Source organism: Angustibacter sp. McL0619, from assembly GCF_049994355.1.
Classification (GTDB): Bacteria; Actinomycetota; Actinomycetes; order Actinomycetales; family Angustibacteraceae; genus Angustibacter.
The window spans coordinates 2,126,500-2,152,647 of record NZ_CP188257.1; the positions used below are offsets into that span (position 1 = coordinate 2,126,500).

Sequence of the window (26,148 nt, forward strand, 5' to 3'; positions counted from 1 at the left end):
ATCACGGGCCGGGACTCATCACGGGCTCCGCCAGACCGCGATCTCGGCCTGCCGCACCTCACCGGTCGGCACCCGGTCGGCCAGCACGGTCTCGCGCCGCACCAGGCGGACGGCCGCCCAGGGCTCGTCGTCCGGTCGCAGCCGGGCGTGGCTGGCAGCGAGCGTCCCGAGCATCTGCGGGTGCGCCTCGATCTGTCCGCTGCGACCCTCCACCTCGGCCCGGTTCAGTCCGATGGACGCCGGGCTCAGACCGACGTCGTGCCACTGCGGCTGCTGCTCGGTCTGGACCTGGACGGCGAAGGCGATCACGGCACCGCTGGGCGCCGACGACGTCGCGAACATCCGCCACGGCCCGAACGGCCACCAGTCGTCCTGACCGACCACCGAGCCGAGCAGGAACAGCACGGCCAGCCCGCCGAGCAGGCCGACCCGCCAGGCCCGGCGCCCCGAGCTGAGCAGCAGCGGTGGCGCTGGGCGCTGCGCCGGATCCGCGCCGGTCGCGGCCGGGTCAGGTTTCGGCCGGGTTCGCACCCGCCGATGCTAGCCGTGCGAGCTGCTCTGGACCGGCGCATCCGCGGTCTCGGCGAGTATCCGTTCGGCCACGTTTGCCGGGACGGAGTCGTGCCGGACGTACGCCCGGGTGAACACGCCGGTGCCGTGCGCGACGGACCGCAGCTCGATGGCGTAGCGGGCCAGGGACGTCGCAGGGACGTCGGCGCGCACCCGGCTGCGCCCGTTCCCCAGCGGTTCAGTGCCGGTGACCCGACCCCGGCGCGAGGACAGGTCGGTCATCACGGCGCCGACGTACTCGTCGTCCACGGTGATCTCGACCTCGTCGACCGGCTCAAGAAGCCGCAGCCCGGTGCTTGCGGCGTCTTCCAGGGCCATCCCGCCGGCCTGCGCGAACGCGGCGTCGCTGGAGTCGACGGAGTGCGCCTTGCCGCCGGTCAGTGTGACCTTGACGTCGGTGAGCGGGTACCCGGCCATCAGTCCGCGCTCGGCTCGTGCCCGGATGCCCTTCTCCACGCTGGAGATGTACTGGCGCGGCACCGACCCGCCGACCACCTTGTCGACGAACTCCAGCCCGGTGCCGGCCGGCAGCGGCTCGACCTCGATCTCGCAGACCGCGAACTGGCCGTGCCCGCCGCTCTGCTTGACCAGCCGGCCCCGACCGCTGCTGGCGGACTGGAACGTCTCGCGCAGGGACACCCGGTGCGCGATCGCCTCGACCTGCACGCCGTAGCGGTCCTTGAGCCGGTCCAGCACCAGCGCGACGTGTGCCTCGCCCATCGCCCACAGCACCAGCTGCTGGGTCCGGGCGTCGTGCTCGATGCGCACCGTCGCGTCCTCGATGGTCAGCCGGGTCAACGACTCGGCCATCTTCTCCTCGTCGGACGGCGACGCGGCCCGGATCGCCACCGGCAGAAGCGGTTCGGGCAGCAGCCAGGGCTCGACCAGCAGCGGGTCACCGACGTCCGAGAGGGTGTCGCTGGTCTCGGCCCGGGTCAGCCGCGCGACGGTGCAGATGTCACCCGCGATGCAGCGGCCGGTCGGTCGCAAGGTGGCGCCCAGCGGGCTGGTCAGCACGCCGACCTTCTCGTCGACGTCGTGGTCCTCGTGGTTCTCCAGCGTCATCCCGGCGAACCGCTCGCTGTGCCCGGACACGTGCACCGCGGAGTCCGGATGCAGAGTGCCGGAGAAGACCCGCACTAGGGACACACGCCCGACGTAGGGGTCGGTGGTGGTCTTGATGACCTCGGCGACCAGTGGGCCGTTCGGGTCGCAGGAGATCGGGCCGCGAGGGTCGCCGTCCGGCGTGGTCACCGCGGGCAGGGGGTGCTCAAGCGGCGACGGGAAGCCCTCGGTCAGGATCTCGAGCAGCTCGTGGATGCCGACTCCGGACTGCGCGACCACGGGCAGCACCGGGAAGAAGGAGCCACGTGAGACGGCCCGTTCCAGGTCGGGCACCAGGATCTCCAGGCCCACCTCCTCGCCGGCCAGGTAGCGGTCCATCAGGGCGTCGTCCTCGGACTCCTGGATGATCGCCTCGATCAGGTCCGAGCGGCGCGCGTCCACGAGCTCGCGGTGCTCGGGGTCGGCGTCGCGGGTCTGCGGCTTGGTCCGGCCGCTGTAGTCGTACAGCTGCAGGGACAGCAGCCCGATCAGGCCGACCACCGCGTCGTCCGCGCCACCCCTGCCCTCGTCGTGCAGTGGAAGGTAGAGCGGGACGACACCCTCTCCGAAGACGCGCTGGCAAACCGCGACCGACTCCTCGAAGTCGGCCCTGGGCTGGTCCAGCTTGGTCACCACGACCGCTCTGGGCATGCCGATCGAAGCGCACTCGTCCCACAGCAGCGCGGTCGCGCCGTCCAGCCCGTCCACCGCCGAGACCACGAACAGGGCCGCGTCGGCGCCCCGCAGCCCGGCCCTCAGCTCGCCGACGTAGTCCGGGTGCCCAGGGGTGTCGATCAGGTTCAGCTTGATGCCCGCGTGCTCGCAGCTCGCCACTGCGACAGACACGGACCGGTGCTGCTTCCTCGCCTGCTCGTCGAAGTCGGTGACGGTCGTGCCGTCTTGCACCGACCCGGGTCGTGAGACGGCACCGGTCGCGGCCAGCACGGCCTCGACCAGTGTCGTCTTGCCGCCGCCGGTATGACCGACGAGCACGACGTTGCGGACCCGCTCTGGCGCGGTGGCCTCGTGCGCCATGCATCCTCCAGCCCGAGCACGCTGCGTTGGTGACCTGTCCCACCCTGGCCCGGACGACCCCCGGACACAAGCGCTCGTACCGGACGGCCCCAGGCTGGATACCATCGGCCGGTGCTGAACCGCTTCGCTCGTGCCCTGTTCACCAAGCTGCTGACCCCGGTGGCCAACCTCTTGCTGCGCCTGGGCATCAGCCCGGACGTCGTCACGCTGGTCGGCACGCTGGGCGTGAGCGCCGCCGCGCTCGTGCTCTACCCGACCGGTCACCTGCTCGCCGGCACCCTCGTCATCACGGCCTTCGTGTTCAGCGACACCGTGGACGGGATCATGGCGCGTGCCTCCGGACGCTCCAGCTCCTGGGGTGCCTACCTGGACTCCACGCTGGACCGGGTGGGCGACGCGGCGGTCTTCGCCGGCATCGTGCTCTGGTTCTCCGGCGGCGGGGACGACCGGCTCACCGCGGTGCTGGCGCTGGCCTGCCTCGCCCTCGGCGCGATCGTCTCGTACGCGAAGGCACGGGCCGAGGGCCTCGGCATGACCGCCAACGTCGGCATCGCCGAGCGGGCGGACAGGCTGGTCGCGGTGCTGGTGGCCACCGGCTTCGTCGGCCTCGGGCTGCCGGTGTGGGTCCTCACGGTCGTGCTCGGGCTGCTCGCACTGGCCAGCCTGATCACAGTGGTCCAGCGGATGCTCGAGGTTCGTCGGCAGGCCCTGCGCACCCCGCCGCCGGCCAGCCCGTGACGGGCGACCGGCTGAGCTACCTTGCCTACCGCGCCGGCTGGCGGCTGGTGCGACTGCTGCCCGAGACCACCGCGTACCGGCTGTTCGACTTGATCGCGGACGTCGCCTGGCGCCGTCACGGCGACGGGGTTCGCCGTCTGGAGGCGAACCTGGCGCGCGCCCGCCGCGGCCTGGACGACGAGCAGACCCGCGCGTTGTCCCGCGAGGCGATGCGGTCCTACCTGCGCTACTGGTGCGACAGCTTCCGGTTGCCGGACTGGGACGAGGCCCGGATCACCTCGACCGTCCGGGCGCAGGGGGACGAGCCCGTGCGCGCCGCCCTCGCCTCCGGGCAGGGGGTCGTGATGTTCCTGGGGCACCTCGGCAACTGGGACCACGCGGGTGCCTGGGCGACGCTTCGCCTGCAGTCCGTCACGACGGTGGCCGAGCGGCTGCGGCCGGAAGAGCTGTTCGACCAGTTCGTGGGCTTCCGCGAGCGGCTGGGCATGACGATCCTGCCGCTGACCGGTGGGTCCGACGTCTTCCGGAGCCTGATCAGGGCGTTGCGCGGCGGCGGTTTCGTCCCGCTGCTGGCCGACCGCGACCTGACCTCCGGCGGAGTCGAGGTCGACTTCCTCGGTGAGCGGGCCAGGATGGCGGTAGGCCCGGCGGCGCTCGCCCAGGCGACCGGCGCGGCGCTGTTCACCGTGAGCATCCATTACGAGCGCCGCGGACGTCGCGGCCACGGCATCGTGATCACCTGGCACCCGCAGGTGGTCACCGACGACGTCCCGGCCGGACGCGCGGGCGTCACCCTCCTCACCCAGCGCTGCGCAGACCAGCTCGCCACCGCCATCGTCGAGCACCCGCAGGACTGGCACATGCTGCAGCGGGTCTTCACCGCGGACCTCGACCCCGCACGCAGTTCCAGCGGTGCCGGCGGGGCGACCGGGACGACCGGGACGACCGGGACGACCGGTACGACCGGTTCGACCGGTACGACCGAGGAGACCGAATGAGGATCGGCATCGTCTGCCCGTACTCCTTCGACGTCCCCGGCGGAGTGCAGTTCCACATCCGCGACCTGGCCGAGCACCTGATCGGCCAGGGGCACGACGTCGGCGTCCTGGCACCCGCCGACGAAGACACGCCGGTGCCGGACTACGTGACGGCGTCCGGCCGGGCGGTTCCGGTGCCCTACAACGGATCCGTGGCCCGGGTGAACTTCGGTCCGGTGAGCTCGCGGCGCACCCGCAAGTGGCTCGAGGCCGGCCGCTGGGACGTCGTGCACATCCACGAGCCGGTGACGCCCAGCCTGTCGCTGCTCGCGTTGTGGGCCTGCGACGGACCGATCGTCGCGACGTTCCACACCTCGAACCTGCGCTCTCGGGCCATGCAGGCCGCCTACCCGCTGGTCCGCCCGAGCCTGGAGAAGATCAGCGCCCGGATCGCGGTCAGCGAAGACGCCCGGCACACGGTCACCACCCATATCGGCGGCGACGCCGTGGTGATCCCCAACGGGGTGTTCGTCGACCGGTTCGCCGACGCGCCGGTACGTCCGCAGTGGCAGGGCACCGAGGCTGCGCCGACGGTGGCCTTCGTCGGCCGGCTGGACGAACCGCGCAAGGGGCTGCCAGTGCTCTGCCAGGCGATCCCGGCGGTGCTGGCCAGCCGGCCAGGAGCGCGCTTCCTGGTCGCCGGCCGCGGCGACGAGCAGGAGGCCGCCGAGCTGCTGCCCGAGCAGCTGCGCGGGTCGGTCGAGTTCCTCGGCATGGTCAGCGACGAGGACAAGGCGAGCCTGCTGCGATCGGTGGACCTCTACGTGGCACCGCACACCGGCGGCGAGAGCTTCGGCATCGTGCTGGTAGAGGCGATGAGCGCAGGAGCACCGGTTCTGGCCAGCGACCTGGATGCCTTCCGCCGGGTGCTGGACGACGGCGCCCTCGGCGAGCTCTTCACCGCCGCCGACGCCGACTCGCTGTCGACCTCGCTGCTCGCCCTGCTCGCCGACCCGCCACGGCGGGAGGCGTTGCGCACCAAGGCCGCCGTCGCCGTCCGACGCTACGACTGGTCGGTGGTGGCCCAGGACGTGCTCGCGGTGTACGAGACGGTCCTCGGCGGCGACCGGGCCGGGTGGACGACGTGAGCCTGCCGACGCTGCTCGCCGTCCTGCTCGCGCTGGCGCTGCTGGCCTGGTACGTCTCGTTCTCGGCGAGCCGGCTGGACCGGCTGCACCACCGGGTCGAGGGGGCCCGCAACGCGCTGGACGCCCAGCTCGTCCGCCGTGCCGAGGCATCGATCGAGCTGGCCACCTCGGGCGCGCTCGACCCGGCGTCCGGGCTGCTGCTCGCCGACGCCGCCTCGAATGCGCTCGAGGCCGGCGAGTCCGACGCGCACGTGCCTGTGGACCTCGCCGGCCTGGACCCGGACGGGACCCGCGGCGACCGGGAGGCGGCCGAGTCGGACCTGTCCCGCGCGCTGCGCGCAACCCTGGACGGCGACGTCACAGCCGCCCTGACCGCGGACCCGCGGTTCGGACCGCTGCTGGCCAGGCTGGGCGCGGCGACCCACCGCGTGCGACTGGCTCGGCGCTTCCTGAACGGGGCGGTCACCGACGCCCAGCGGGTACGTGGCAAGCGGCTCGTGCGCTGGACGCGGCTGGCCGGCCGGGCCGCGCTACCGCGCACCTTCGAGATGGACGACGACCCACCGGCCGACCTGGCGCACTGACGCTGACGGGGTGGCAGGGCGGCGCCGCGACGGGCTACAGCCTGGGTGTCACCCGGCGGCGGGCGCGGCCGTACGATGGGGACGTCGAGCCGTTTCCACACCTTGTGAGGTCTTCCGTGTCCAGCGACACCACCGCGCCCGTCACCGGCACCGCCCGCGTCAAGCGCGGCATGGCCGAGATGCTCAAGGGCGGCGTCATCATGGACGTCGTCAACGTCGAGCAGGCGAAGATCGCCGAGGACGCCGGCGCCGTGGCCGTGATGGCCCTCGAGCGCGTCCCGGCCGACATCCGCGCCCAGGGCGGGGTGTCCCGGATGAGCGACCCGGACATGATCGACGGCATCATCGAGGCGGTCTCGATCCCGGTGATGGCCAAGGCCCGCATCGGGCACTTCGTCGAGGCGCAGGTGCTGCAGTCCCTCGGCGTCGACTACGTCGACGAGTCCGAGGTGCTCACCCCGGCCGACTATGCCAACCACATCGACAAGTGGCAGTTCACCGTGCCCTTCGTCTGCGGCGCGACCAACCTCGGCGAGGCGCTGCGCCGGATCACCGAGGGCGCCGCGATGATCCGCTCCAAGGGCGAGGCCGGCACCGGTGACGTCTCCAACGCCACCACTCACATGCGCCAGATCGGCGGCGAGATTCGCCGGCTGACCACGCTGTCCGAGGACGAGCTGTACGTCGCCGCCAAGGAGCTGCAGGCGCCGTACGACCTGGTCCGCGAGGTCGCCGAGAAGGGCAAGCTGCCTGTCGTGCTGTTCACCGCCGGCGGCATCGCCACCCCGGCGGACGCGGCCATGATGATGCAGCTCGGCGCCGAGGGCGTCTTCGTCGGCTCCGGCATCTTCAAGTCGGGAAACCCGGCCCAGCGCGCCGAGGCGATCGTCAAGGCCACCACGTTCTTCGACGACCCCGACGTGCTGGCCAAGGTCTCGCGCGGCTTGGGCGAGGCCATGGTGGGGATCAACGTCGACGAGATCCCGCAGCCGCACCGGCTTGCTGAGCGCGGCTGGTAAAGGCCCGCTCGCTCGGGCTGAAGGCTACGTGACGGTGGAGCGGGTCGCGTAGCGGGCGTCCAGGTGCTCCTGGCCGTCGAGCACGGCGGCCAGGTGCTCGGCCGCGCGCAGTGCGTCCGCGTGCGAGAGGTACAGCGGCGCGAAGCCGAGCCGCACGATGTTCGGCTCGCGGAAGTCGCCGACCACACCACGCTCGATCAGCGCCTGCACCACCCCGTACGCCTGCGGGTGTCGCAGTGCGATCTGGGAGCCTCGCGCGCCGTCGTCCAGCGGAGTGGCGATGTCCGAGCCGGGCACCAGCTCCTCGAGGCACTCGACGAAGAAGCCGGTCAGCGACAACGACTTCGCCCGCACGTCCGACATGTCGAGCCCGTCGTAGGCGTGCAGCGCCTCCTCCAGCGCGAGCATGGACAGCAACGGGGGAGTGCCGACCCGGGTGCGGGTGATGCCGGCCGCCGGCTCGAAGCTGCCCTCCATAGCGAACGGCCGGGCGTGCCCGTGCCACCCGGTCAGCGGCTGGTCGAACGAGTCCTGGTGGCGAGCCGCGACGTAGATGAAGGCCGGTGCACCCGGTCCACCGTTGAGGTACTTGTAGCCGCAGCCCACCGCAAGGTCGACCTCGTTCGCGTCCAAAGCGACCGGCAGTGCACCGGCCGAGTGGCACAGGTCCCACAGCGACAGCGCGCCCGCCGCATGGGTGGCCCGAGTGATGCCCGGTAGGTCCCACAGCTCGCCCGTGCGGTAGTCCACGTGCGACAGCGAAACCAGCGCGACCTCGTCGCCGCGCTCGAGCAGCACGTCGAGCACGCCGTCCGGGCGCGAGTGCACGATCTCCAGCCCGGCCAGGGCTGCGGCTCCCTCGAGCACGTACTGGTCCGTCGGGAACACGCCCGGGTCGCTGACCACCAGCCCCCGCCCGGGGCGCAGCCGGGCCGCCGCCACGTAGCACTTGAACAGGTTCACCGACGTGGTGTCCCCGACGCTGACCTGGCCCTGGGCGGCGCCCACGAGCGCCGCGACCGCCTCGCCGATCCGGGTCGGAGCACCCCACCAGTCGTGCAGGTTCCAGGACGCGATCAGGTCGCTGCCCCACTGCTGGCGGACGACGTCGGCCACCGCCGCCGGGACGCTCGCCGGCATCGCACCCAGCGAGTTGCCGTCCAGGTAGATGACACCCCCGGGCAGGTCGAACCGGTCGCGGGCGTGGGCGACTGGGTCCGCCGCATCGAGGGCAGCGGCGCGATCGGCGAGGTTGCTCCTGGCGGGGTTGCTCATGGCGGAACCGTACCGATCGTCGTCCGGACGACAGGACCACACGTCGCGGCTGATCGCGTAGAGCACGTGTCGCTGGCCGTGCCAGCCGGGCGTGCGGGGATGGTCGAAGTCGCGCTCGGGACGGTGGGTGAGCCCCAGCTTGGTCATCACCCGCCGAGACCTGGCGTTGGCGGTCGTGGTGAAGGAGACCACCTCGTCGAGGCCGAGCCCGTCGAAGCCGACCTCCAAGGCGGCGCGGGCGGCCTCCGGTGCGAAGCCCTGCCCCCAGTGGGCCCGCGCGAGCCGCCACCCGACCTCGACGCACGGCGACGGCGGCAGGTCGTCCGCCGGGCTCAGGCCGGTGAAGCCGATGAAGTCCCCGGTGTCGAGGCGCTCCACCGCCCACAGGCCCCAGCCGCGCTCGTCCAGGGCACTCTCCAACCGGTCCACCATCGCGTCGCTCGACGCGCGGTCCAGCGGGTGCGGGAAGTGGCGCATCACCTCGGGGTCGGCGTTGAGCGCGGCGTACGGCCGGCGGTCGGCGTCCGTCCAGTGCCGCAGCAGCAGCCGGGAGGTGCGGAGCTCGTCGAATCTCGGGGCCACCCCAGCACCGTACGACCTGCCCCGAACGAGCTTGCGGCACGCGGACTCCCCGGTGCACTGCACGCCCGCCTCGCAGCTCGGTCTGAGCCGGCACCTACGCTTGGCCACTGTGACCTCAGATCCCGTCATCGGCGTCCTGGCCCTGCAGGGTGACGTGCGCGAGCACCTGTCCGTGCTGGCGTCCTGCGGAGTGCTGGCTCGGCCGGTCCGCCGCCAGTCCGAGCTCGAGGACCTGGACGGCATCGTGCTGCCCGGCGGCGAGTCCACCACCATCGACAAGCTGTCCCGGATCTTCGAGGTGCGCGAGCCCCTTGTCGCGATGCTCCGGGCCGGCTTGCCCGCCTACGGCGCGTGCGCCGGGATGATCATGCTCGCCGACCGGATCCTGGACGGCCGTTCCGACCAGCAGACCTTCGGTGGGCTGGACATCACGGTCCGGCGCAACGCGTTCGGTCGACAGGTCGCCTCGTTCGAGGAGGACCTGCACCTGGACGGCGTGGACGGCGGACCGGTGCGCGCCGTGTTCATCAGGGCGCCGTGGGTGGAGCAGGCGGGCGATGGGGTCGAGGTGATCGGCCGCGTCGAGGGGGGGCCGGCCGAAGGTAGGATCGTCGCCGTCCGCCAGGGCGGGCTGCTGGCGACGTCGTTCCACCCCGAGGTGACCGGTGACGCCCGCGTGCACGAATTGTTCGTCGAGATGGTGAGGGAGCGTTCATGAGCGGCCACTCCAAGTGGGCGACCACCAAGCACCAGAAGGCCGCCAAGGACGCCAAGCGCAGCAAGGTGTTCGCCAAGCTCATCAAGAACATCGAGGTCGCCGCGCGCACCGGCGGTGGCGACCCAGGGGGCAACCCGACCCTCTACGACGCCATCCAGAAGGCGAAGAAGACCTCGGTCCCGAACGAGAACATCGACCGCGCGGTCAAGCGCGGCTCAGGGGCCGAGGCAGGCGGTTCGGACTGGCAGACGATCATCTACGAGGGCTACGGCCCCGGTGGCGTCGCGTTCCTCGTCGAGTGCCTGACCGACAACAGGAACCGTGCCGCGATGGAGGTCCGGACCGCGCTGACCCGCGCCGGCGGCAGCCTGGCCGACCCCGGCAGCGTCTCCTACCTGTTCTCCCGCAAGGGCGTGGTCCTGCTGGACAAGAGCCAGGACGGGCGCGAGCTGACCGAGGACGACGTGATGGAGGCGGTGCTGGACGCCGGCGCCGAGGAGGTCAACGACAACGGCGACACCTGGGAGGTGGTCAGCGAGCCGACCGACCTGGTCGCCGTCCGGACCTCGCTGCAGGACGCCGGGATCGACTACGAGTCGGCCGAGGCCCAGTTCGTGCCGAGCACCCAGATCGAGCTGGACGTCGACGGCGCCAAGAAGGTCTTCAAGCTGATCGACGCGCTCGAGGACAGCGACGACGTGCAGAACGTCTTCGCGAACTTCGACGTGTCCGACGAGACGATGGAGCTCGTGGACGCCTAGAAGGCAGCCGGCGCGAAGTACAGCTCCGGCGGCAGCGGCGGCTCCTGCTCCGGCGGCGGCGGGCTCGCCGGCACGGAGGTGGACCAGCTCTCCGGTCCCGGAGCATCGGGCAGTCGGCTGAAGTCCCGCACCAGCTCCTGCGCCTGTGACGTCGGTGCCATGTGCGTCAGTGTGCGTGCTGGTGCGGCGTCTGTCGAGAGCTGAGCGGGTGTCCGGCGCGCCGCCCACCCCTTCTCGCGCGCGCTGTGTAGCGTTGGCGCCCGAACAGGTGTTCGGATGGCTGGAGGGCTGCAGTGCGCGTGCTGGGCGTGGATCCCGGGTTGACCCGCTGTGGTGTCGGCGTCGTCGACGGCGCCCCCGGGCGCCCGCTGCAGCTGGTCGCGGTCGACGTGCTGCGCACCCCGCCCACGCTGGACGTGGCCCGTCGGCTGCGCCAGCTCGAGGAGGGTCTGGAGCAGTGGCTGTCGGCGACGTCACCGGACGTGGTGGCCGTCGAGCGCGTGTTCAGCCAGCACAACGTGCGCACCGTGATGGGCACCGCCCAGGCCTCCGCGGTGGCCATGCTGGTCGCCGCGCGCCGCGGGCTGCCGGTCGCGCTGCACACCCCGAGCGAGGTCAAGGCGGCGGTCAGCGGCAACGGCCGGGCCGACAAGGCGCAGGTCGCGGCGATGGTCACCAGACTTCTGCGGCTGGACGCAGCACCCAAGCCCGCCGACGCCAGCGACGCGCTGGCGCTGGCCATCTGCCACGTCTGGCGAGGCGGGTCGGCGGCCCGGATCGAGGCCGCGCTGGCCAAGGCCGCCCAAGGATCGGCCCAAGGAGCAGCCCGATGATCGCGTCGGTGAGCGGCGTCGTCCGTCAGGTCCGGCTGGACGCGGCCGTCATCTCGGTCGGTGGCGTCGGGATGCTGGTCCAGGCCAGCCCGCGCACCCTGGCCGGACTGCGCGAGGGCAAGCCCGCCGAGCTGGCTACCTCCCTCGTCGTCCGCGAGGACTCGCTGACCCTGTTCGGGTTCACCGACGACGACGAGCGGTCCACTTTCGAGGCGCTGCAGTCCGTCTCGGGCATCGGCCCGCGGCTCGCGCTGTCCCTGCTCGCGGTGCACGAGCCCGAGGCGTTGCGCCGCGCGATCGCCACCGACGACCTGGCGGCACTTCGCAAGGTGCCGGGCGTCGGGCTGAAGAGCGCACAGCGGATGGTGCTGGAGCTCAAGGGCAAGCTCGGGCTGCCCGGTGCACCGGGCTCGGCCCCGGCCGCCGCGCCCGAGCCGGACGACGAGAGCTGGCGCGGGCAGGTCCGGGACGCACTCGTGGGACTGGGCTGGGCTGCCAAGGCCGCCGACGACGCCATCACCAAGGTGGCTCCGCCGGCCGGTGAGCCCGTCGACGTCCCAGCCGTTCTGCGCGCCGCCCTGCAACGTCTGGGCCGGGCATGAGCCCCGAGCTGAGCGACGACTTCGACATGCCGCCGCGGGTCGTGACCGGCGACGCGGACGCCGACGAGCGGGCGGTCGAGAGCGCCCTGCGACCGACCCGGCTGGACGAGCTGGTCGGCCAGGTCCGGGTGCGCGACCAGCTCGACCTCGTGCTGCAGGCGGCGCGCCGGCGCGGCACGGCTCCGGACCACGTGCTGCTGTCCGGGCCGCCCGGGCTGGGCAAGACCACGCTGGCGCTGATCATCGGCGCCGAGATGTCGGCGCCGGTGCGGGTGACCAGCGGGCCGGCCATCCAGCACGCCGGTGACCTGGCCGCGATCCTGTCCTCGCTGGCCGAGGGTGAGGTGCTCTTCCTCGATGAGATCCATCGGATGTCCCGCCCCGCGGAGGAGATGCTCTATCTGGCGATGGAGGACTTCCGGGTCGACGTCGTGGTGGGCAAGGGGCCTGGTGCCACCGCCATCCCGCTGGAGCTGCCCCGGTTCACCCTCGTCGGCGCCACCACCCGTTCCGGCCTGCTGCCGGCACCGCTGCGCGACCGCTTCGGCTTCACCGCTCACCTCGACTTCTACAGCCCCGAAGAGCTGGACCAGCTGCTGCACCGCTCGGCCAGGTTGCTCGGCCTCGAGCTGCACCAGGCGGCGTCCACCGAGATCGCCGGCCGCTCGCGCGGCACGCCGCGGATCGCCAACCGGCTGTTGCGCCGGGTGCGGGACTGGGCGCAGGTGCACGGCGAGGGAGTCATCGACCTGGCCGCCGCGCGAGCGGCACTCGAGCTGTACGACGTGGACGAGGCCGGCCTGGACCGGCTGGACCGAGCGGTCCTGCAGGCGTTGTGCACCCGGTTCGGTGGTGGCCCGGTCGGCCTGGCCACGCTGGCCGTGTCCGTGGGGGAGGAGACCGAGACGGTGGAGACCGTCGTCGAGCCCTTCCTCGTGCGCGAGGGGCTGCTGCTGCGGACTCCCCGCGGTCGGGCGGCCACCCCGCAGGCCTGGGCACACCTGGGCCTGACGCCGCCGCGGCCCGCTGCCGGCACGTCGGCGCAGCTCAACCTGCTCGAGGAGTCCGCCGATGGAACCTTGGGGGTGGACGTCGACGTTCCCCCTTCGGGCAGCGATCGATTCCGCTGACCTGTACCCATTCGTTGCCATTCCGTGTCCGCACGGTTTTGGCGCCTCGGCGAGGCTCACATAGACTCGCCTGTTGGCCCAGCAGTCCAAGAAGGACGAACGGGACGTACCCGACATTGACCGGTGCAGAGCACCGGCGGAAGGAACCTGGGCGCGTGAAACTCACCGACCTGCTGATCTTCGCCTTGCCGGTGATCCTGCTGGTGTTCCTCTTCCAGTCGCAGCGCAAGCGCCAGCGGACCTTCTCCAATCTCCAGGACCAGCTCGCCGTCGGCCAGGAGGTGCTCACCACGGCCGGGCTGTACGGCCGGATCGTGACCCTGGACGAGCGCGTCGTCGTGCTGGAGACGGGGCCAGGCCAGACCGTTCGCTGGGACCGCCGCGCGATCGCGAGCGTTGTCCCGGACTCCTCGGCGAACACCACACTGATCGTCCCCGACAGCCTGGCGGACGACGTCCCGCCGGCACCCAAGCCCCCTGCTGACCCGGCGTCCGACGCCCAGAACGACGAGAAGTGAGCGCCTGACGTGGCTGGACCCAAGAAGCGACACGGCAGCGCCCGTCGCCCCCTGCTGGCCCTGGTCGGGCTCATCCTGGTCCTGGGCGGCATCATCGCCGCCCAGGTCAAGTTCGCCGACGGCCAGTGGACCCCTCAGCTCGGCCTTGACCTCGAGGGCGGCACCCAGATCGTCCTGACGCCGGTGATCGCCGGCGGCGGCAAGGTCGACGCTGCGACCCTGCAGCAGTCGGTCGACATCATCCGTGCCCGCATCGACGGCTCGGGCGTCAGCGAAGCCGAGATCACCACTGAGGGCGGCCGCAATATCATCGTCGCGGTCCCCGGCAAGGTGAGCGAGGCGCAGCGCAAGCTGATCACCCAGTCCTCGCAGCTGCGCTTCCGCCCGGTCCTGGCCGTCGCTCCGGCCACGACCACGCCCACGCCGACGTCCACGTCCACCCCGAGCGGCACCGCGACGGGTACGGCAACCCCCTCGGTGACGCCGTCGGCGACGGCCAGCGCGACGCCGAGCAGCCAGCAGGCCGGCGTGCCTCAGGCTCTGCTCAAGTCGGGCAGCACTGCGACGCCGAGCGCCACCCCGTCCCCGGCAGCCACCCCGGCGCCCACCCCGACCAGCCCGAGCGACCTGAACCAGATCACTCCCGAGATCGAGGCGCAGTTCGAGGCACTCGACTGCACCGACACCACGAAGCTGCAGGGCGGCACGGACGACCCGAAGAAGCCGCTGGTGACGTGCAGCATCGACCACGACGCGAAGTACATCCTCGGTCCGGTCGAGGTCGACGGTAGCGACATCAAGAGCGCCAGCGCCGGCCTGAAGCAGCTGCAGGGTGGCGGCACCTCCACCGAGTGGGAGGTCCAGCTGGCCTTCACCAATGAGGGGACCAAGAAGTTCGCCGAGACCACCACGCGGCTGTACACCCTGCCGCCGCCGCAGAACCAGTTCGGCATCGTGCTGGACGGTCTGGTCATCTCGGCGCCCAGCGCCAACGAGCCGATCACCGGCGGTACGGCGTCGATCACCGGCAACTTCACCCAGAAGTCGGCGCTCGAGCTCTCCAACCAGCTCAAGTACGGTGCGTTGCCGCTGTCCTTCACCAAGCAGACCGAGGAGCAGATCAGCCCGCTGCTCGGCAGCGAGCAGCTCAAGCGTGGCCTGCTGGCCGGCGTGATCGGTCTGCTGCTGGTCGTGCTCTACTCGCTGCTGCAGTACCGCGCGCTGGGCTTCGTCACGGTGGCGTCGCTGGGGATCGCGGGACTGCTCACCTACGAGATGGTCGTGCTCCTCGGCAACTCCGCCGGGTTGCGCCTGACCCTCGCCGGCATCACCGGCCTCATCGTGTCCATCGGTGTCACCGCCGACTCGTTCATCGTCTACTTCGAACGCGTCCGGGACGAGGTACGTGAGGGGCGCACCCTGCGCTCGGCCGTCGACACCGGGTGGAAGCGGGCGCGGCGGACGATCCTGGCCGCCGACTCGATCAACTTCCTGGCCGCCGTCGTGCTGTACGTCCTGGCCGCCGGCGGGGTGCGCGGCTTCGCGTACACCCTGGGTCTGGCCACGATCATCGACGTCGTGGTGGTGATCCTCTTCACCCACCCGCTGCTCACCGTGCTGGCCCGTACCAAGTTCTTCGGCCAGGGCCACCGCTGGTCCGGCCTCGACCCGAACCGGCTGGGTAGTGGGACGGCCATCGGCGTCAAGGCCAACCTCGGCACCATCGCCTCGCGCCGCGCAGCCGCCGCCGCCACGACCTCCCGGGACGCCTGATGCCCAGCTTCGCCAACTTCGGCAACCAGCTCTACACCGGCGAGCGGTCCTTCGAGATCGTCCGCAAGCAGAAGGTCTGGTACATCGTCTCCGCCCTGCTGCTGATCGTCTCGACGGTCGCGCTGTTCACCCGGGGCCTGACCCTCGGCCTGGAGTTCACCGGCGGTACGGAGTTCCGCGTCGTCTCGGTGCAGACCACCGACGACATCCCCGGCGTCGACGCGGTGAACAGCGTCGTGCCCGGGGCCAACGCCAACGTGACCAAGGTCGGCACGAACTCGATGCGCGTCCAGACGGACGAGCTCACCGACGACCAGGCGGACGCCGTCGGGGCCGCCCTCGCGAAGGCCTACGGCGTCTCCCAGTCGGACAACGTCACCGTCTCCTCGGTCGGCCCGTCGTGGGGGGAGACCGTCTCGAAGAAGGCGCTGCAGGGTCTGCTCGTCTTCCTGCTGCTGGTCGCCCTCGTCATCTCGGCGTACTTCCGCACCTGGAAGATGGCGGCGGCCGCGATCATCGCGCTGCTGCACGACCTCTTCATCACCGTCGGCATCTACGCGCTGGTCGGGTTCGAGGTCACCCCTGCGACTGTGATCGGCTTCCTGACCATCCTCGGGTACTCGCTCTACGACACCGTCGTCGTGTTCGACAAGGTGCGCGAGAACACCGACCACCTCACCACGCAGACCAAGCGCACCTACTCCGAGGCCGCGAACCTCGCGCTCAACCAGACGCTGGTCCGCTCCATCAACACCTCGGTGGTGGCGCTGCTGCCGATCGCATCCATCCTGTTCATCGGTGCGTTCGTGCTCGGTGCCGGGACGCTGAAGGACCTGTCGCTGGCACTGTTCGTGGGCGTCGCCATCGGCACCTACTCCTCGATCTTCATCGCCACGCCCGTGCTCGCCGACCTGCGCGAGCGCGAGCCGGAGATGGCCGCCCTGCGCAAGCGGGTGCTCGGCCGCCGCTCGGACGCCGCGGCCGCAGCGCCGGGTCGGGCCGCTCGAGGGGCCTCGACCAGCGGGTCGGCAGGCACCTCGACCGCCGTCCTCGATCGGGACAGGACGCAGGCCGACGATGCGGCTGAGGTCGCTGGCGGGGTCTCCGACGACCCGGCCACGTCCGGTGGCGCCCGCCCGCGCCAGACGGGTCCGCGCAACCAGCCGAAGCGGAAGAACAACCGACGCAAGTGAGCGCTGACGGCTCGGTCGCGGACCTGCTGTCCCGGCACGTCCGGGACGTGCCGGACTTCCCGACCCCAGGCGTGGTGTTCAAGGACATCGCGCCGCTGCTCGCGGACGGTCCGGCCTTCGCGGCCGTCATCGCCGACCTGGCGGACCGGTACCGGGGTCGGGTGGACGCGGTCGTGGGTATCGAGGCCCGCGGCTTCGTGCTCGCCGCGCCGGTCGCCGTCGCCCTCGGGGTGGGCTTCGTCCCCGTCCGCAAGGCCGGCAAGCTCCCCGGCCCGGTCTGGGGCGCCGAGTACGACCTCGAGTACGGCAGCGCGACCATCGAGGTGCAGCAGGACGCCTTCGGAAGCGGACGTCGGGTGCTGGTGCTGGACGACGTCCTGGCCACCGGGGGTACGGCTGAGGCGACCTGTGAGCTGGTCGAGCGGGCCGGGGCCGAGGTGGTCGAGGTGGCCGTACTGATGGAGCTGTCGTTCCTGCGCGGTCGAGACCGGCTTCCGGGCCGCACGCTGCACCCGCTGCTGACCATCTGAGCGGGCCGACGGGTGCCGTTGTCCACAGGCTGACGGCGGCATACCTGAACGGGCTCCGCGGTTCCGTAGACTGAAGACTCCGGGGGCCCACCCGGGCCGACAGCGAGGAGGTCCCGTGTCCGACCCCACGCGCACCGCAACGAGTGCCAGCAGCTCCGCGGACGACGAGTCCGCGCGGGGTTCTGCCGCGCCCGCTGGGGGGCCGACCGGGTCGGTCGACGCGGGCACCGAGGACGAGACGTTCCACACGGGTTCGATCCCGACGTCCAGCAGGGTCCGGGCGCGCCTGCACCGGCTCGGCGGTCAGCGCTCGGCGAGCAGCCCGGTGCTCGAGCCGCTGCTGCGCGCCGTCCGCTCCACCCACCCCAAGGCCGACGTCAGCGTCATCGAGCGGGCGTACGCGGTGGCCGAGCTGGCTCACCGCGGCCAGCAGCGCAACAGCGGCGACCCCTACATCACGCACCCGCTGGCGGTCGCCACCATCCTCGCCGAGCTCGGGATGACCGAGGGAACGCTGGCTGCTGCCCTGCTGCACGACACGGTGGAGGACACCGACTACACGCTGGATACGCTGCGCGCCGACTTCGGCGACGAGGTCGCCATGCTGGTGGACGGGGTGACCAAGCTCGACAAGGTCACCTACGGCGAGGCCGCCCAGGCCGAGACCGTGCGCAAGATGGTCGTCGCGATGGCGCGCGACATCCGGGTGCTGGTGATCAAGCTGGCCGACCGGCTGCACAACGCGCGCACCTGGCGCTACGTGTCGGTGGAGTCCGCGCAGCGCAAGGCCCGCGAGACGCTCGAGATCTACGCGCCGCTGGCCCACCGGCTGGGTATGAACACGATCAAGTGGGAGCTCGAGGACCTCAGCTTCGCCACGCTCTACCCCAAGGTGTACGACGAGATCGTCCGGCTGGTCAGCGAGCGCGCCCCCGCCCGCGAGGAGTACCTCGCCAAGGTGCGCGAGCAGGTCACCGCCGACCTGCGCGGCGCCAAGCTGAAGGCGACGGTCACCGGCCGGCCCAAGCACTACTACTCGATCTACCAGAAGATGATCGTCCGAGGCCGCGACTTCGAGGACATCTACGACCTGGTCGGGGTGCGCGTCCTGGTGGAGTCCGTGCGGGACTGCTACGCCGCGCTGGGCGCGCTGCACGCGCGGTGGAACCCGGTCCCGGGCCGGTTCAAGGACTACATCGCGATGCCCAAGTTCAACATGTACCAGTCGTTGCACACGACGGTGATCGGGCCTAGCGGCAAGCCGGTCGAGATCCAGATCCGGACGTTCACCATGCACCGCCGGGCCGAGTTCGGCGTCGCCGCGCACTGGAAGTACAAGGAGCAGCCGTCGGCCAGCACCCCGGCTGAGGTAGAGGCCGGCGCGACCGACATGGCTTGGCTGCGCCAGCTGTTGGACTGGCAGCGGGAGACGTCGGATCCCGGGGAGTTCCTGGACTCGCTGCGGTTCGAGATCAACGCCCGCGAGGTGTACGTGTTCACGCCCAAGGGCGACGTCGTCGCGCTGCCCGCCGGCGCGACCCCGGTCGACTTCGCCTACGCGGTGCACACCGAGGTCGGCCATCGCACGATCGGTGGCCGGGTGAACGGCCGGCTGGTCCCGTTGGAGTCGACGCTGGAGAACGGCGACGTCGTGGAGGTGCTGACCTCCAAGGCGGCCACCGCCGGACCGAGCCGGGACTGGCTGGCGTTCGTCAAGAGCCCGCGGGCCCGCAACAAGATCCGGCAGTGGTTCAGCAAGGAGCGTCGCGAAGAGGCGATCGACCGCGGCAAGGACGAGATCGCCAAGGTGATGCGCAAGCAGCACCTGCCGTTGCAGCGCCTGATGTCCCACGAGTCGCTGCTCGCGATCGCGACCGAGCTGCGTTATCTCGACATCGACGCGCTGTACGCCGCGATCGGTGAGAGCCACGTCTCCGCGCAGAGCGTGGTTGCCAAGCTGGTGCAGTCGCTCGGCGGCGAGGAGGGCGCCAGCGAGGACCTCGCCGAGGCCACGCTGCCCAGCAGGGTGTCCCGCCGCCCGCGCAGCGGCGACCCCGGGGTCGTGGTCAAGGGGGTCGACGACCTGTGGGTCAAGCTGGCCCGCTGCTGCACGCCGGTGCCCGGTGACCCGATCATCGGCTTCGTCACGCGCGGCAGCGGTGTGTCCGTGCACCGCGCCGACTGCACCAACGTCTCGGGACTGCTGGCCGAGCCCGACCGCATCGTCGAGGTCGAGTGGGCGCCGTCATCCGCGACCGTCTTCCTGGTCCAGATCCAGGTCGAGGCGCTGGACCGCTCCCGTCTGCTGTCGGACGTGACGCGGGTGCTCTCCGACGCCCACGTCAACATCCTGTCGGCGAGCGTGCAGACCTCCCGCGACCGGGTCGCGATCTCCCGGTTCTCCTTCGAGATGGGTGATCCGGGGCACCTCGGTCACGTGCTGAACGCCGTCCGGCGGGTCGACGGGGTGTTCGACGCCTACCGGCTCACCGGCGGACGACCTACTCCCACGCAGGGTGTCGGCGCCTAGCACCAACCAGCTGTTCGGGATCGCTGACCGGCTGTTCGGGATCGCTCAGTCGCCGAAGTCCGAGAGTGCCTGACGGGCCTGCGCCAGCCACTGCTCGCGGGCCTCGAGGGAGGCCTCCAGATCCGCGACCCGGGATGCCTTGCCGGCCGTCCGGGCCTTGTCGATCTGCTCCCTGAGGTCGGCGATCGTCACCTCGAGCTGGTCTACGGCGCTCTGCGCGCGTGCCCGTGCCTCGGGGTTGGTGTTCTTCCAGCGGTCGTCCTCGGCCGACCGCACCGCCTGCTCCACAGCCCGCATCCGGCGCTCGATGCGGTCCATGTCAGTGCGCGGGACGTGGCCGGCGCCCTCCCACCGGTCCTGGATGTCGCGCAGCTTGGCCCGCGCCGTGGTCAGGTCGGTGACCGGCACCAGCTGCTCGGCCTCGGCCAGCAGCTTCTCCTTCAGTTCCAGGTTGGCACCATGCTCGGCGTCCTGCTCGGCCTGGACGGCGTGCCGGGCGGTGAAGAACGCGTCCTGGGCGCCGCTGAACCGGCTCCACAGCTCGTCGTCGTCCTTGCGTGCGGCGCGTCCGGCCGCCCGCCAGCGGTCCATCAGCCGCTTGAACGCGGCCGCAGTCGGCCCCCAGTCCGTGGACGACTGCAGGTCCTCGGCCTCCTTGACCAGGGCCTCCTTCTCCGCACGTGCCTCCTCGTGCTGCTCGTCGAGGTGGGCGAAGTGCTGGCGACGCTTGCGGTCGAAGGCGGTCCGGGCGTGGCTGAACCGCTTCCAGAGCTCGTCCTCGGACTTGCGGTCCAGCCGCACGAGCGGAGCCTCGCCTCCGGGGTGCGTCGCGGGGTGGCCGGCGGAGTGGGTGGCGGAGTGGCCAGCCGGGTGGCTCGCGCCACGACCGGCCGCCTTCTGTTCGGCCCGCCAGGTCTCGAACAGCTGCTTCATCCGCAGCCCGTCCGCGCGCCATTGGGTGCGCTCGGCCGGCACGGCCGCGATCGCCTCCGCCTCCTCGACGAGCGCGGTGCGCCGGGCGCGCGCCTCGTCGCGGGCTGCCGTGCGAGCCTGCTCGTCGTGCTCGCGACGGGCTGCGACCGCGGGCGCCAGCGCCTCGATCCGGGCCTCCAGTGCCACCAGGTCACCGACACCATGCGCATCGGCCGCTGCCTCGCGCAGCTTGGCCACGCCGGCCTCGATCTCGGCGGCGGGAACGTCAGCCGTGGCCAGCCGCTGCTCGAACAGCTCGACCTGCGCCACGATCTCGTCGTACTTGCGCCCGTAGTAGGCCAGTGCCTCGTCGGGGGTCGCACCCGGGTACGAGCCGACCTCGCGCTCGCCGTCCGTGGTGCGCACGAACACGGTGCCGTCCTCGGCCACGCGCCCGAACTGCGTCGGGTCGGACGACGGCACCGGCGCACTCGCCGGGACGGCCTGGGTCGGCGGGTGCGGGCGCGGAGCCGCTGGCTTGGGCACGGCTGGCTTGGGCACGGCGGGTGTGGGCACGGCGGGTGTGGGCACGGCGGGTGTGGGCACGGCGGGTGCGGGCACGGCGGGTGTGGGCGCGGCGGGTGTGGGCGCGGCGGGTGGTGGCTCTTCGGTTGTCGGCTGTTCGGTTGTCGGCTGCTCGTCCGGCTGCTCGACTGGCTGCTCGACTGGCTGCTCGACTGGTTCGGGTGCCGGCTGGGCCGGTATCTGCTCGTCGCTCACTGCTTCTCCACCGTGATGTTCTTGATGGTCACGGGCTCGGCGGGGGGACCGTCGCCCGTTCCGTTCGAGGTGCCCTTCGCGGCCACCTGCTGCAGGACGTCCAGCCCGTTGGTGACCTTGCCGAAGATCGAGTACCCGCCCGAGTCGGTGGGCAGCACGGTGTCCTTGTAGACCATGAAGAACTGGCTGCCGTTGCTGCCCGGATCACTGCCGCGAGCCATGGCCAGCGTGCCTGCGGGGTACTTGCCGTCCTCGGGCGCGTTCTCCATCCCGTACTGGTAGCCGGGACCGCCGGTGCCCGTGCCGGTGGGATCGCCACACTGCAGCACGTAGATGCCCTCGGTGGTCAACCGGTGGCAGCTGGTGTCGTCGTAGTACCCGTCCTTGCTCAGAAAGATGAACGAGGACACCGTCTGCGGAGCCTTGTCGCCGTAGAGCTCCATCGTGATGTCGCCCGCGCTGGTCACCATCGTGGCGTTCCAGGTGGCGCCCTCGGCCAGCGACTTCGGCGGCGCGCTCGGGTAGGACTTGGCGGTCTTGGTCGGCGCCGACGCGGGGCCGCTGGCGTTGGCCGACGGCGACGACGTCGCACCGGTCGAGGAGCTGTTCGAGTCGTCCGGCAGCAGCTGGGTGAGCAGCACGACGCCGGCGGCGACCAGCAGCACGGCGACCACGGCGCCGATCACCTGCTGGTTGCGCTTCTTCTCGGCGGCGCGCTCGGCAAGCTTCTTCTGCCGCCGGGCATATCGACGCTTGGCTCGTTCGCGGTCGCGCTCGATCGGCACGCCGGCCCTCCTGCTCTGTCCGGGTCGTCCTCAGGCTCCCTGAGGCGGTCAGTCTATGGATGTGCGACGGCTGGTCGACTCGCTGGCGGTCACGAAGCGGTCACGAGCCCCCACTGGGTAGGCTCTCCCCGTGCTTGTGACCGGGTTCCCCAGTGCCGTGTTCGGCACCAACTGCTACGTGCTCGCGCCCGGCGCCGGGCAGGAGTGTCTGGTGGTCGATCCGGGCATCGAGGTGCTGGCTCAGCTGTCCGAGGTGCTGCGCGAGCACCGACTCAAGCCGGCCGCCGTCCTGCTCACCCACGGCCACGTCGACCACACCTACTCGGTCACCCCGGTGTGCGGTGCACATGGCGTCGCCGCCTACGTGCACACCGACGACCGCGAGCGCCTGGTGAACCCGCTGGAGGAGTTCGCCTCGACCGGCCTGCTCAGCATGCTCGAGCAGCAGTTCGGCCGCGCGGCCACCTGGGCCGAGCCGACGGACGTGGTCGAGGTCGGCGCCGACGCCGTGCTGGAGCTGGCCGGGCTCCGGGTCCGGGTCGAGCACGCCCCCGGCCATACCGAGGGGTCGGTGATGTTCGCCCTGGAGGGCGCCCCGGTCGGAGCGCCGGACGACGTGTCGCGGTCGCTGCTGAGCGGGGACGTGCTGTTCGCCGGGAGCATCGGACGCACCGACCTGCCGGGCGGCGACCACGCGGCCATGCTCGCCTCGCTGCGCGACCGCGTGCTCACCCAACCGGACGACACCCTCGTCCTGCCCGGCCACGGACCCCTGACAACCATCGGCCGCGAGCGCGCCACCAACCCGTACCTTCGGGAGCTGCTGGCGTCTTGAGCGGCCGCGGTCCCGCCGACCGCCCACGACCCGAAGGAACCGCATGGCCCGTCCCACCCCGTTGTCCGGCTACCCCGAGTGGCTGCCCGCCCAGCGCGCCGTCGAGCAGCAGGTCATCGACGTCCTGCGTCGCACGTTCGAGCTGCACGGCTTCGCCGGCATCGAGACCCGCGCCGCCGAACCGATGGAGCAGCTGCTGCGCAAGGGCGAGATCGACAAGGAGGTCTACGTCCTGCGCCGGCTGCACGCCGACCCGGACGAGGCCGACGACTCCCGCTCGCTTGGCCTGCACTTCGACCTCACGGTTCCGTTCGCCCGCTACGTGCTGGAGAACGCCGGCAAGCTGGAGTTCCCGTTCCGGCGCTACCAGATCCAGAAGGCCTGGCGCGGCGAGCGACCGCAGGAAGGCCGGTACCGCGAGTTCTGCCAGGCCGACATCGACGTGGTGGACGTCGGCGAGCTGCCGTTCCACTACGAGGTCGAGGTCGCCGAGGTGATGGCCGACGCCTTCGCCGGCCTTCCGCTGCCGCCCCTTCGCCTGCAGGTCAACAACCGCAAGGTGGTTCAGGGGTTCTACGAAGGGCTCGGTATCGCCGACGTGGCCGGTGTGCTGCGCACGGTCGACAAGCTGGACAAGATCGGCCCGGCCGCCGTGCGCTCGGCCCTGGTCGACGAGGTCGGGGTGTCCCCGAGCGCGGCGGACGCCTGCCTGCGGCTGGCCGAGATCAGCGGCCCGGACAGCGCGGTCGTCGACCGGGTGCGCGCCCTCGGCGTCACCTCGGACGGTCTCGACGAGGGGCTGCACGAGCTGGCCCTGCTGCTGGACGGCATGCAGGCCGCCGTCCGTCCGGGGTTCGAGGTGGTGGCCGACCTGAAGATCGCCCGCGGGCTGGACTACTACACCGGCACCGTCTACGAGACGCAGATGGCCGGCTACGAGCACATCGGCTCGATCTGCTCCGGCGGCCGGTACGACGCGCTGGCGACTGACGGCAAGACCACGTACCCCGGAGTCGGTATCTCGTTCGGCGTGACCCGCGCACTCGGACCGTTGCTCACCCGCGGCCTGCTCACCGCGTCCCGTTCGACGCCGACCTGCGTGCTGGTCGCGCTCGCGGACGACGACTCCCGCTCGGCCAGCCGCGCGGTCGCCGCCGCGCTCCGTGCCCGCGGAGTCCCGGCCGAGGTGGCCCCGAACGCGCAGAAGTACGGCAAGCAGATCCGGTTCGCGCAGCGACGCGGCATCCCGTACGTGTGGTTCCCCGCGGGGGCGTCCGCGGACGGTGTGGCGGCCGTGCGCGACATCCGCAGCGGTGAGCAGGTCCCGGCGGACGACGCGAGCTGGCTGCCGCCGTCCGAGGAGCTGCGGCCCGCGGTTGTCTTCGAGGAGGTGGGCTAGATGCGTGCACGGGTGCTGGGCCGCACCGGACGGCAGGTCAGCGAGGTCGGCCTGGGGTGCTGGCAGCTCGGTGCGGACTGGGGGCAGGTCAGCCCGGAGGACGCGATGGACACGCTGCGCGCTGCCGCGGACGCCGGGGTGACGTTCTTGGACACCGCGGACGTGTACGGCGACGGGCGCAGCGAGCAGCTGGTCGGTCGGCTGCTGCGCGAGCGCTCGGATGACGGGCTCTTCGTCGCGACGAAGATGGGCCGCCGGGCCGACCCGCACGTGCCGGAGTCGTTCACCGGCGTCAACCTGCGCGCCTGGAACGACCGGAGCCGGCGCAACCTCGGCATGGACACGCTCGACCTGGTGCAGCTGCACTGCCCGCCGACCGCGGTGCTGTCCGACGACCGGCTGTTCGACGAGCTGGACGCGATGGTCTCCGAGGGTCGGATGCAGGCGTACGGCGTGTCGGTCGAGACCGTCGACGAGGCGCTGACCGCGATCGCCCGCCCGCACGTGGCCAGCATCCAGATCATCCTGAACGTGTTCCGCCGCAAGCCCTTGGAGGCGGTGCTGCCGGCTGCCGAGCGCGCCGGCGTCGGGATCGTCGCCAGGGTGCCGCTGGCCAGCGGCCTGCTCAGCGGCGCCTACGACGAGCACACCACGTTCGCCGCGGACGACCATCGCAGCTACAACCGGTCAGGGCAGGCGTTCGACGTGGGGGAGACCTTCGCCGGGGTGCCGTTCGAGGTGGGCGTCGCCGCCGCCCGCGAGGTTGCCGCGTTGACGCCCGCCGGCGCGAGCACCGCCCAGCTGGCGCTGCGCTGGGTGCTGGACCAGCCAGGGGTGAGCGTCGTCATCCCCGGTGCGCGCAACCGCCAGCAGGCCCAGGCGAACGCAGCGGCGGCCGAGCTGGCCGCCACGGACGAGGCCACCTCGGCGGCCCTGCGGTCGATCTACGACAGGCGGATCCGCGAGCACGTGCACGCTCGCTGGTGACTCACCAGTCGCGAGCGCGTCCCGGCGGTCGGCCGCTCGCGGTCTTGACCTCGGCGCGTCGGCTGCGCATCGCCAGCTGAGCGCGCTCCTGTGCGAACACCAGCCGCGCGAACCGCTCCGCGTGCACGTGCGGGAGGTCGACGAACGATCCGCGCAGCCCGAAGTTGCCCACCGCGATCACCTGCAGCTTGACCGGCACCCGGCCGGCCGACTCGGGCAGCTCGACGTCGATGCCCAGCACCGTGCCTTCCTCGACGGTGCCGGCCGTGCCGAAGTCCAAAGTGGCCAGCATCCCGCCGGCCGAGATGTTGCGGGTGCGTCCGCGGACCACGACCGGCCCGAGGTCCGGGTTCTCCGGCGGGGCCGGCAGCGTGACGTGGATGGTGAGCTCGAGCTCACCGCGGACCTCGTTCCGTCGCTGGGTCGGCGGGGTGGGCGGCGCGCCGAGCGCGAGCACCATGCCCCTGCCGTCGTCGACCACGCGGGCCGGCAGCGACAGCAGACCGGCCGGGGTCGAGAGCTGGGCCTCTCCCGGCCCGAGGCCGAGAGCCTCGCTCGGTCCGATGACGGGGACGCGGGCGCCCGCCCCGGCACCCCCGGCGGAGTCCAGCGAGGCGTCGGCCAGGGTCTTCAAGGTGACCCGCTGGCCTGCGGCGCGCAGCGTGAGCGTCGAGCCCGCTGCGATCGTGACGTCCATCCCCGGTGAGCCCTCCACAGCGCTCTTGCTCCTGGTAGCAGCACGCAACAGTGCTCCTCGACGTCCTATCGGCCGCCGAGGAGCAGAACGGAGACAATCACCCCACGGCAAACTCGTGCGGGACGACGTGCCA

At 71.7% G+C, this 26,148-nt stretch carries 25 protein-coding genes; 18 read left to right on the top strand and 7 right to left on the bottom strand.

Annotated elements, in window-relative coordinates; genetic code table 11:
• Window positions 1–18: 18 nt before the first annotated feature.
• Both ACPPVT_RS09845 and ACPPVT_RS09850 read right to left on the bottom strand, forming a co-directional pair.
• Window positions 19–531 carry a hypothetical protein gene (locus ACPPVT_RS09845; protein ID WP_426566806.1) on the bottom strand — a complete coding sequence of 171 codons (513 nt, stop codon included), beginning with the start codon at window positions 529–531 and terminating at the stop codon, window positions 19–21.
• Window positions 532–540: 9 nt separating this feature from the next.
• Entirely contained in the window at window positions 541–2,709 is a 2,169-nt protein-coding gene (locus ACPPVT_RS09850) for an elongation factor G-like protein EF-G2 (RefSeq protein ID WP_426566807.1), read from the bottom strand.
• Between the two features lie 111 nt (window positions 2,710–2,820).
• Between ACPPVT_RS09850 and pgsA the strand changes: the two genes are divergently transcribed.
• The 5 genes from pgsA to pdxS all read left to right on the top strand — a co-directional run bounded on the left by pgsA (window position 2,821) and on the right by pdxS (window position 7,175).
• Window positions 2,821–3,447, top strand: coding sequence for a phosphatidylinositol phosphate synthase (gene pgsA / locus ACPPVT_RS09855; RefSeq protein WP_426566808.1), 627 nt, complete (start codon window positions 2,821–2,823; stop codon window positions 3,445–3,447).
• On the top strand, window positions 3,444–4,445 hold the full coding sequence (locus ACPPVT_RS09860; RefSeq protein WP_426566809.1) for a phosphatidylinositol mannoside acyltransferase: 1,002 nt from the start codon (window positions 3,444–3,446) through the stop codon (window positions 4,443–4,445). Before pgsA ends, ACPPVT_RS09860 begins: the two co-directional genes overlap by 4 nt.
• Window positions 4,442–5,572: a glycosyltransferase family 4 protein gene (locus ACPPVT_RS09865; RefSeq protein WP_426566810.1), complete on the top strand. Its 1,131-nt coding sequence runs from the start codon at window positions 4,442–4,444 to the stop codon at window positions 5,570–5,572. The genes ACPPVT_RS09860 and ACPPVT_RS09865 overlap by 4 nt, the downstream gene beginning before the upstream one ends.
• Entirely contained in the window at window positions 5,569–6,156 is a 588-nt protein-coding gene (locus ACPPVT_RS09870) for a hypothetical protein (protein WP_426566811.1), read from the top strand. The genes ACPPVT_RS09865 and ACPPVT_RS09870 overlap by 4 nt, the downstream gene beginning before the upstream one ends.
• Before the next feature lie 170 nt (window positions 6,157–6,326).
• On the top strand, window positions 6,327–7,175 hold the full coding sequence (gene pdxS, locus ACPPVT_RS09875; protein ID WP_426567114.1) for a pyridoxal 5'-phosphate synthase lyase subunit PdxS: 849 nt from the start codon (window positions 6,327–6,329) through the stop codon (window positions 7,173–7,175).
• 24 nt (window positions 7,176–7,199) lie between these two features.
• Here pdxS and kynU read toward each other — a convergent pair whose 3' ends face one another.
• Window positions 7,200–9,032: a kynureninase gene (gene kynU, locus ACPPVT_RS09880; protein ID WP_426566812.1), complete on the bottom strand. Its 1,833-nt coding sequence runs from the start codon at window positions 9,030–9,032 to the stop codon at window positions 7,200–7,202.
• Between the two features lie 109 nt (window positions 9,033–9,141).
• On the opposite strand from kynU, the gene pdxT reads away from it, so the two are divergent.
• Complete coding sequence (gene pdxT / locus ACPPVT_RS09885) at window positions 9,142–9,750, top strand: pyridoxal 5'-phosphate synthase glutaminase subunit PdxT (protein ID WP_426566813.1); 609 nt, start codon at window positions 9,142–9,144, stop codon at window positions 9,748–9,750.
• Complete coding sequence (locus ACPPVT_RS09890) at window positions 9,747–10,511, top strand: YebC/PmpR family DNA-binding transcriptional regulator (RefSeq protein ID WP_426566814.1); 765 nt, start codon at window positions 9,747–9,749, stop codon at window positions 10,509–10,511. Before pdxT ends, ACPPVT_RS09890 begins: the two co-directional genes overlap by 4 nt.
• On the opposite strand, the gene ACPPVT_RS09895 is transcribed toward ACPPVT_RS09890, so the two are convergent.
• The gene (locus tag ACPPVT_RS09895; protein WP_426566815.1) at window positions 10,508–10,672 is read right to left on the bottom strand and encodes a hypothetical protein; all 165 of its coding nucleotides are present in this window, start codon (window positions 10,670–10,672) and stop codon (window positions 10,508–10,510) included. The genes ACPPVT_RS09890 and ACPPVT_RS09895 overlap by 4 nt on opposite strands.
• A gap of 132 nt (window positions 10,673–10,804) precedes the next feature.
• On the opposite strand from ACPPVT_RS09895, the gene ruvC reads away from it, so the two are divergent.
• The 8 genes from ruvC (at window position 10,805) to ACPPVT_RS09935 (ending at window position 19,620) form a co-directional block, all read left to right on the top strand.
• On the top strand, window positions 10,805–11,344 hold the full coding sequence (ruvC, locus tag ACPPVT_RS09900; protein ID WP_426566816.1) for a crossover junction endodeoxyribonuclease RuvC: 540 nt from the start codon (window positions 10,805–10,807) through the stop codon (window positions 11,342–11,344).
• Window positions 11,341–11,946, top strand: a complete 606-nt coding sequence (gene ruvA / locus ACPPVT_RS09905; protein WP_426566817.1) for a Holliday junction branch migration protein RuvA — start codon at window positions 11,341–11,343, stop codon at window positions 11,944–11,946. The genes ruvC and ruvA overlap by 4 nt, the downstream gene beginning before the upstream one ends.
• The gene (ruvB, locus tag ACPPVT_RS09910; RefSeq protein ID WP_426566818.1) at window positions 11,943–13,076 is read left to right on the top strand and encodes a Holliday junction branch migration DNA helicase RuvB; all 1,134 of its coding nucleotides are present in this window, start codon (window positions 11,943–11,945) and stop codon (window positions 13,074–13,076) included. The genes ruvA and ruvB overlap by 4 nt, the downstream gene beginning before the upstream one ends.
• Before the next feature lie 155 nt (window positions 13,077–13,231).
• Complete coding sequence (gene yajC / locus ACPPVT_RS09915; RefSeq protein ID WP_426566819.1) at window positions 13,232–13,594, top strand: preprotein translocase subunit YajC; 363 nt, start codon at window positions 13,232–13,234, stop codon at window positions 13,592–13,594.
• A 9-nt stretch (window positions 13,595–13,603) separates the two neighbouring features.
• On the top strand, window positions 13,604–15,367 hold the full coding sequence (gene secD / locus ACPPVT_RS09920; protein ID WP_426566820.1) for a protein translocase subunit SecD: 1,764 nt from the start codon (window positions 13,604–13,606) through the stop codon (window positions 15,365–15,367).
• Entirely contained in the window at window positions 15,367–16,560 is a 1,194-nt protein-coding gene (secF, locus tag ACPPVT_RS09925) for a protein translocase subunit SecF (protein ID WP_426566821.1), read from the top strand. Before secD ends, secF begins: the two co-directional genes overlap by 1 nt.
• Window positions 16,557–17,090 carry an adenine phosphoribosyltransferase gene (locus ACPPVT_RS09930; protein WP_426566822.1) on the top strand — a complete coding sequence of 178 codons (534 nt, stop codon included), beginning with the start codon at window positions 16,557–16,559 and terminating at the stop codon, window positions 17,088–17,090. Before secF ends, ACPPVT_RS09930 begins: the two co-directional genes overlap by 4 nt.
• Before the next feature lie 256 nt (window positions 17,091–17,346).
• On the top strand, window positions 17,347–19,620 hold the full coding sequence (locus ACPPVT_RS09935; protein ID WP_426567115.1) for a RelA/SpoT family protein: 2,274 nt from the start codon (window positions 17,347–17,349) through the stop codon (window positions 19,618–19,620).
• Between the two features lie 45 nt (window positions 19,621–19,665).
• On the opposite strand, the gene ACPPVT_RS09940 is transcribed toward ACPPVT_RS09935, so the two are convergent.
• Window positions 19,666–21,312 carry a DUF349 domain-containing protein gene (locus ACPPVT_RS09940; RefSeq protein ID WP_426566823.1) on the bottom strand — a complete coding sequence of 549 codons (1,647 nt, stop codon included), beginning with the start codon at window positions 21,310–21,312 and terminating at the stop codon, window positions 19,666–19,668.
• Complete coding sequence (locus ACPPVT_RS09945) at window positions 21,309–22,097, bottom strand: peptidylprolyl isomerase (RefSeq protein WP_426566824.1); 789 nt, start codon at window positions 22,095–22,097, stop codon at window positions 21,309–21,311. The genes ACPPVT_RS09940 and ACPPVT_RS09945 overlap by 4 nt, the downstream gene beginning before the upstream one ends.
• A 130-nt stretch (window positions 22,098–22,227) precedes the next feature.
• On the opposite strand from ACPPVT_RS09945, the gene ACPPVT_RS09950 reads away from it, so the two are divergent.
• The 3 genes from ACPPVT_RS09950 to ACPPVT_RS09960 are packed head-to-tail and all read left to right on the top strand — an operon-like array spanning window position 22,228 to window position 25,318.
• Window positions 22,228–22,932 carry an MBL fold metallo-hydrolase gene (locus ACPPVT_RS09950; RefSeq protein WP_426566825.1) on the top strand — a complete coding sequence of 235 codons (705 nt, stop codon included), beginning with the start codon at window positions 22,228–22,230 and terminating at the stop codon, window positions 22,930–22,932.
• 43 nt (window positions 22,933–22,975) lie between these two features.
• A complete protein-coding gene (gene hisS / locus ACPPVT_RS09955; RefSeq protein WP_426566826.1) occupies window positions 22,976–24,331 on the top strand; it encodes a histidine--tRNA ligase in 1,356 nt (451 codons plus the stop codon).
• Window positions 24,332–25,318, top strand: coding sequence for an aldo/keto reductase (locus ACPPVT_RS09960; protein ID WP_426566827.1), 987 nt, complete (start codon window positions 24,332–24,334; stop codon window positions 25,316–25,318).
• 1 nt (window position 25,319) lies between these two features.
• Here the strand turns inward: ACPPVT_RS09960 and ACPPVT_RS09965 are convergent, their stop codons facing one another.
• Window positions 25,320–26,015 carry a PilZ domain-containing protein gene (locus ACPPVT_RS09965; RefSeq protein WP_426566828.1) on the bottom strand — a complete coding sequence of 232 codons (696 nt, stop codon included), beginning with the start codon at window positions 26,013–26,015 and terminating at the stop codon, window positions 25,320–25,322.
• Window positions 26,016–26,148: the final 133 nt, after the last annotated feature.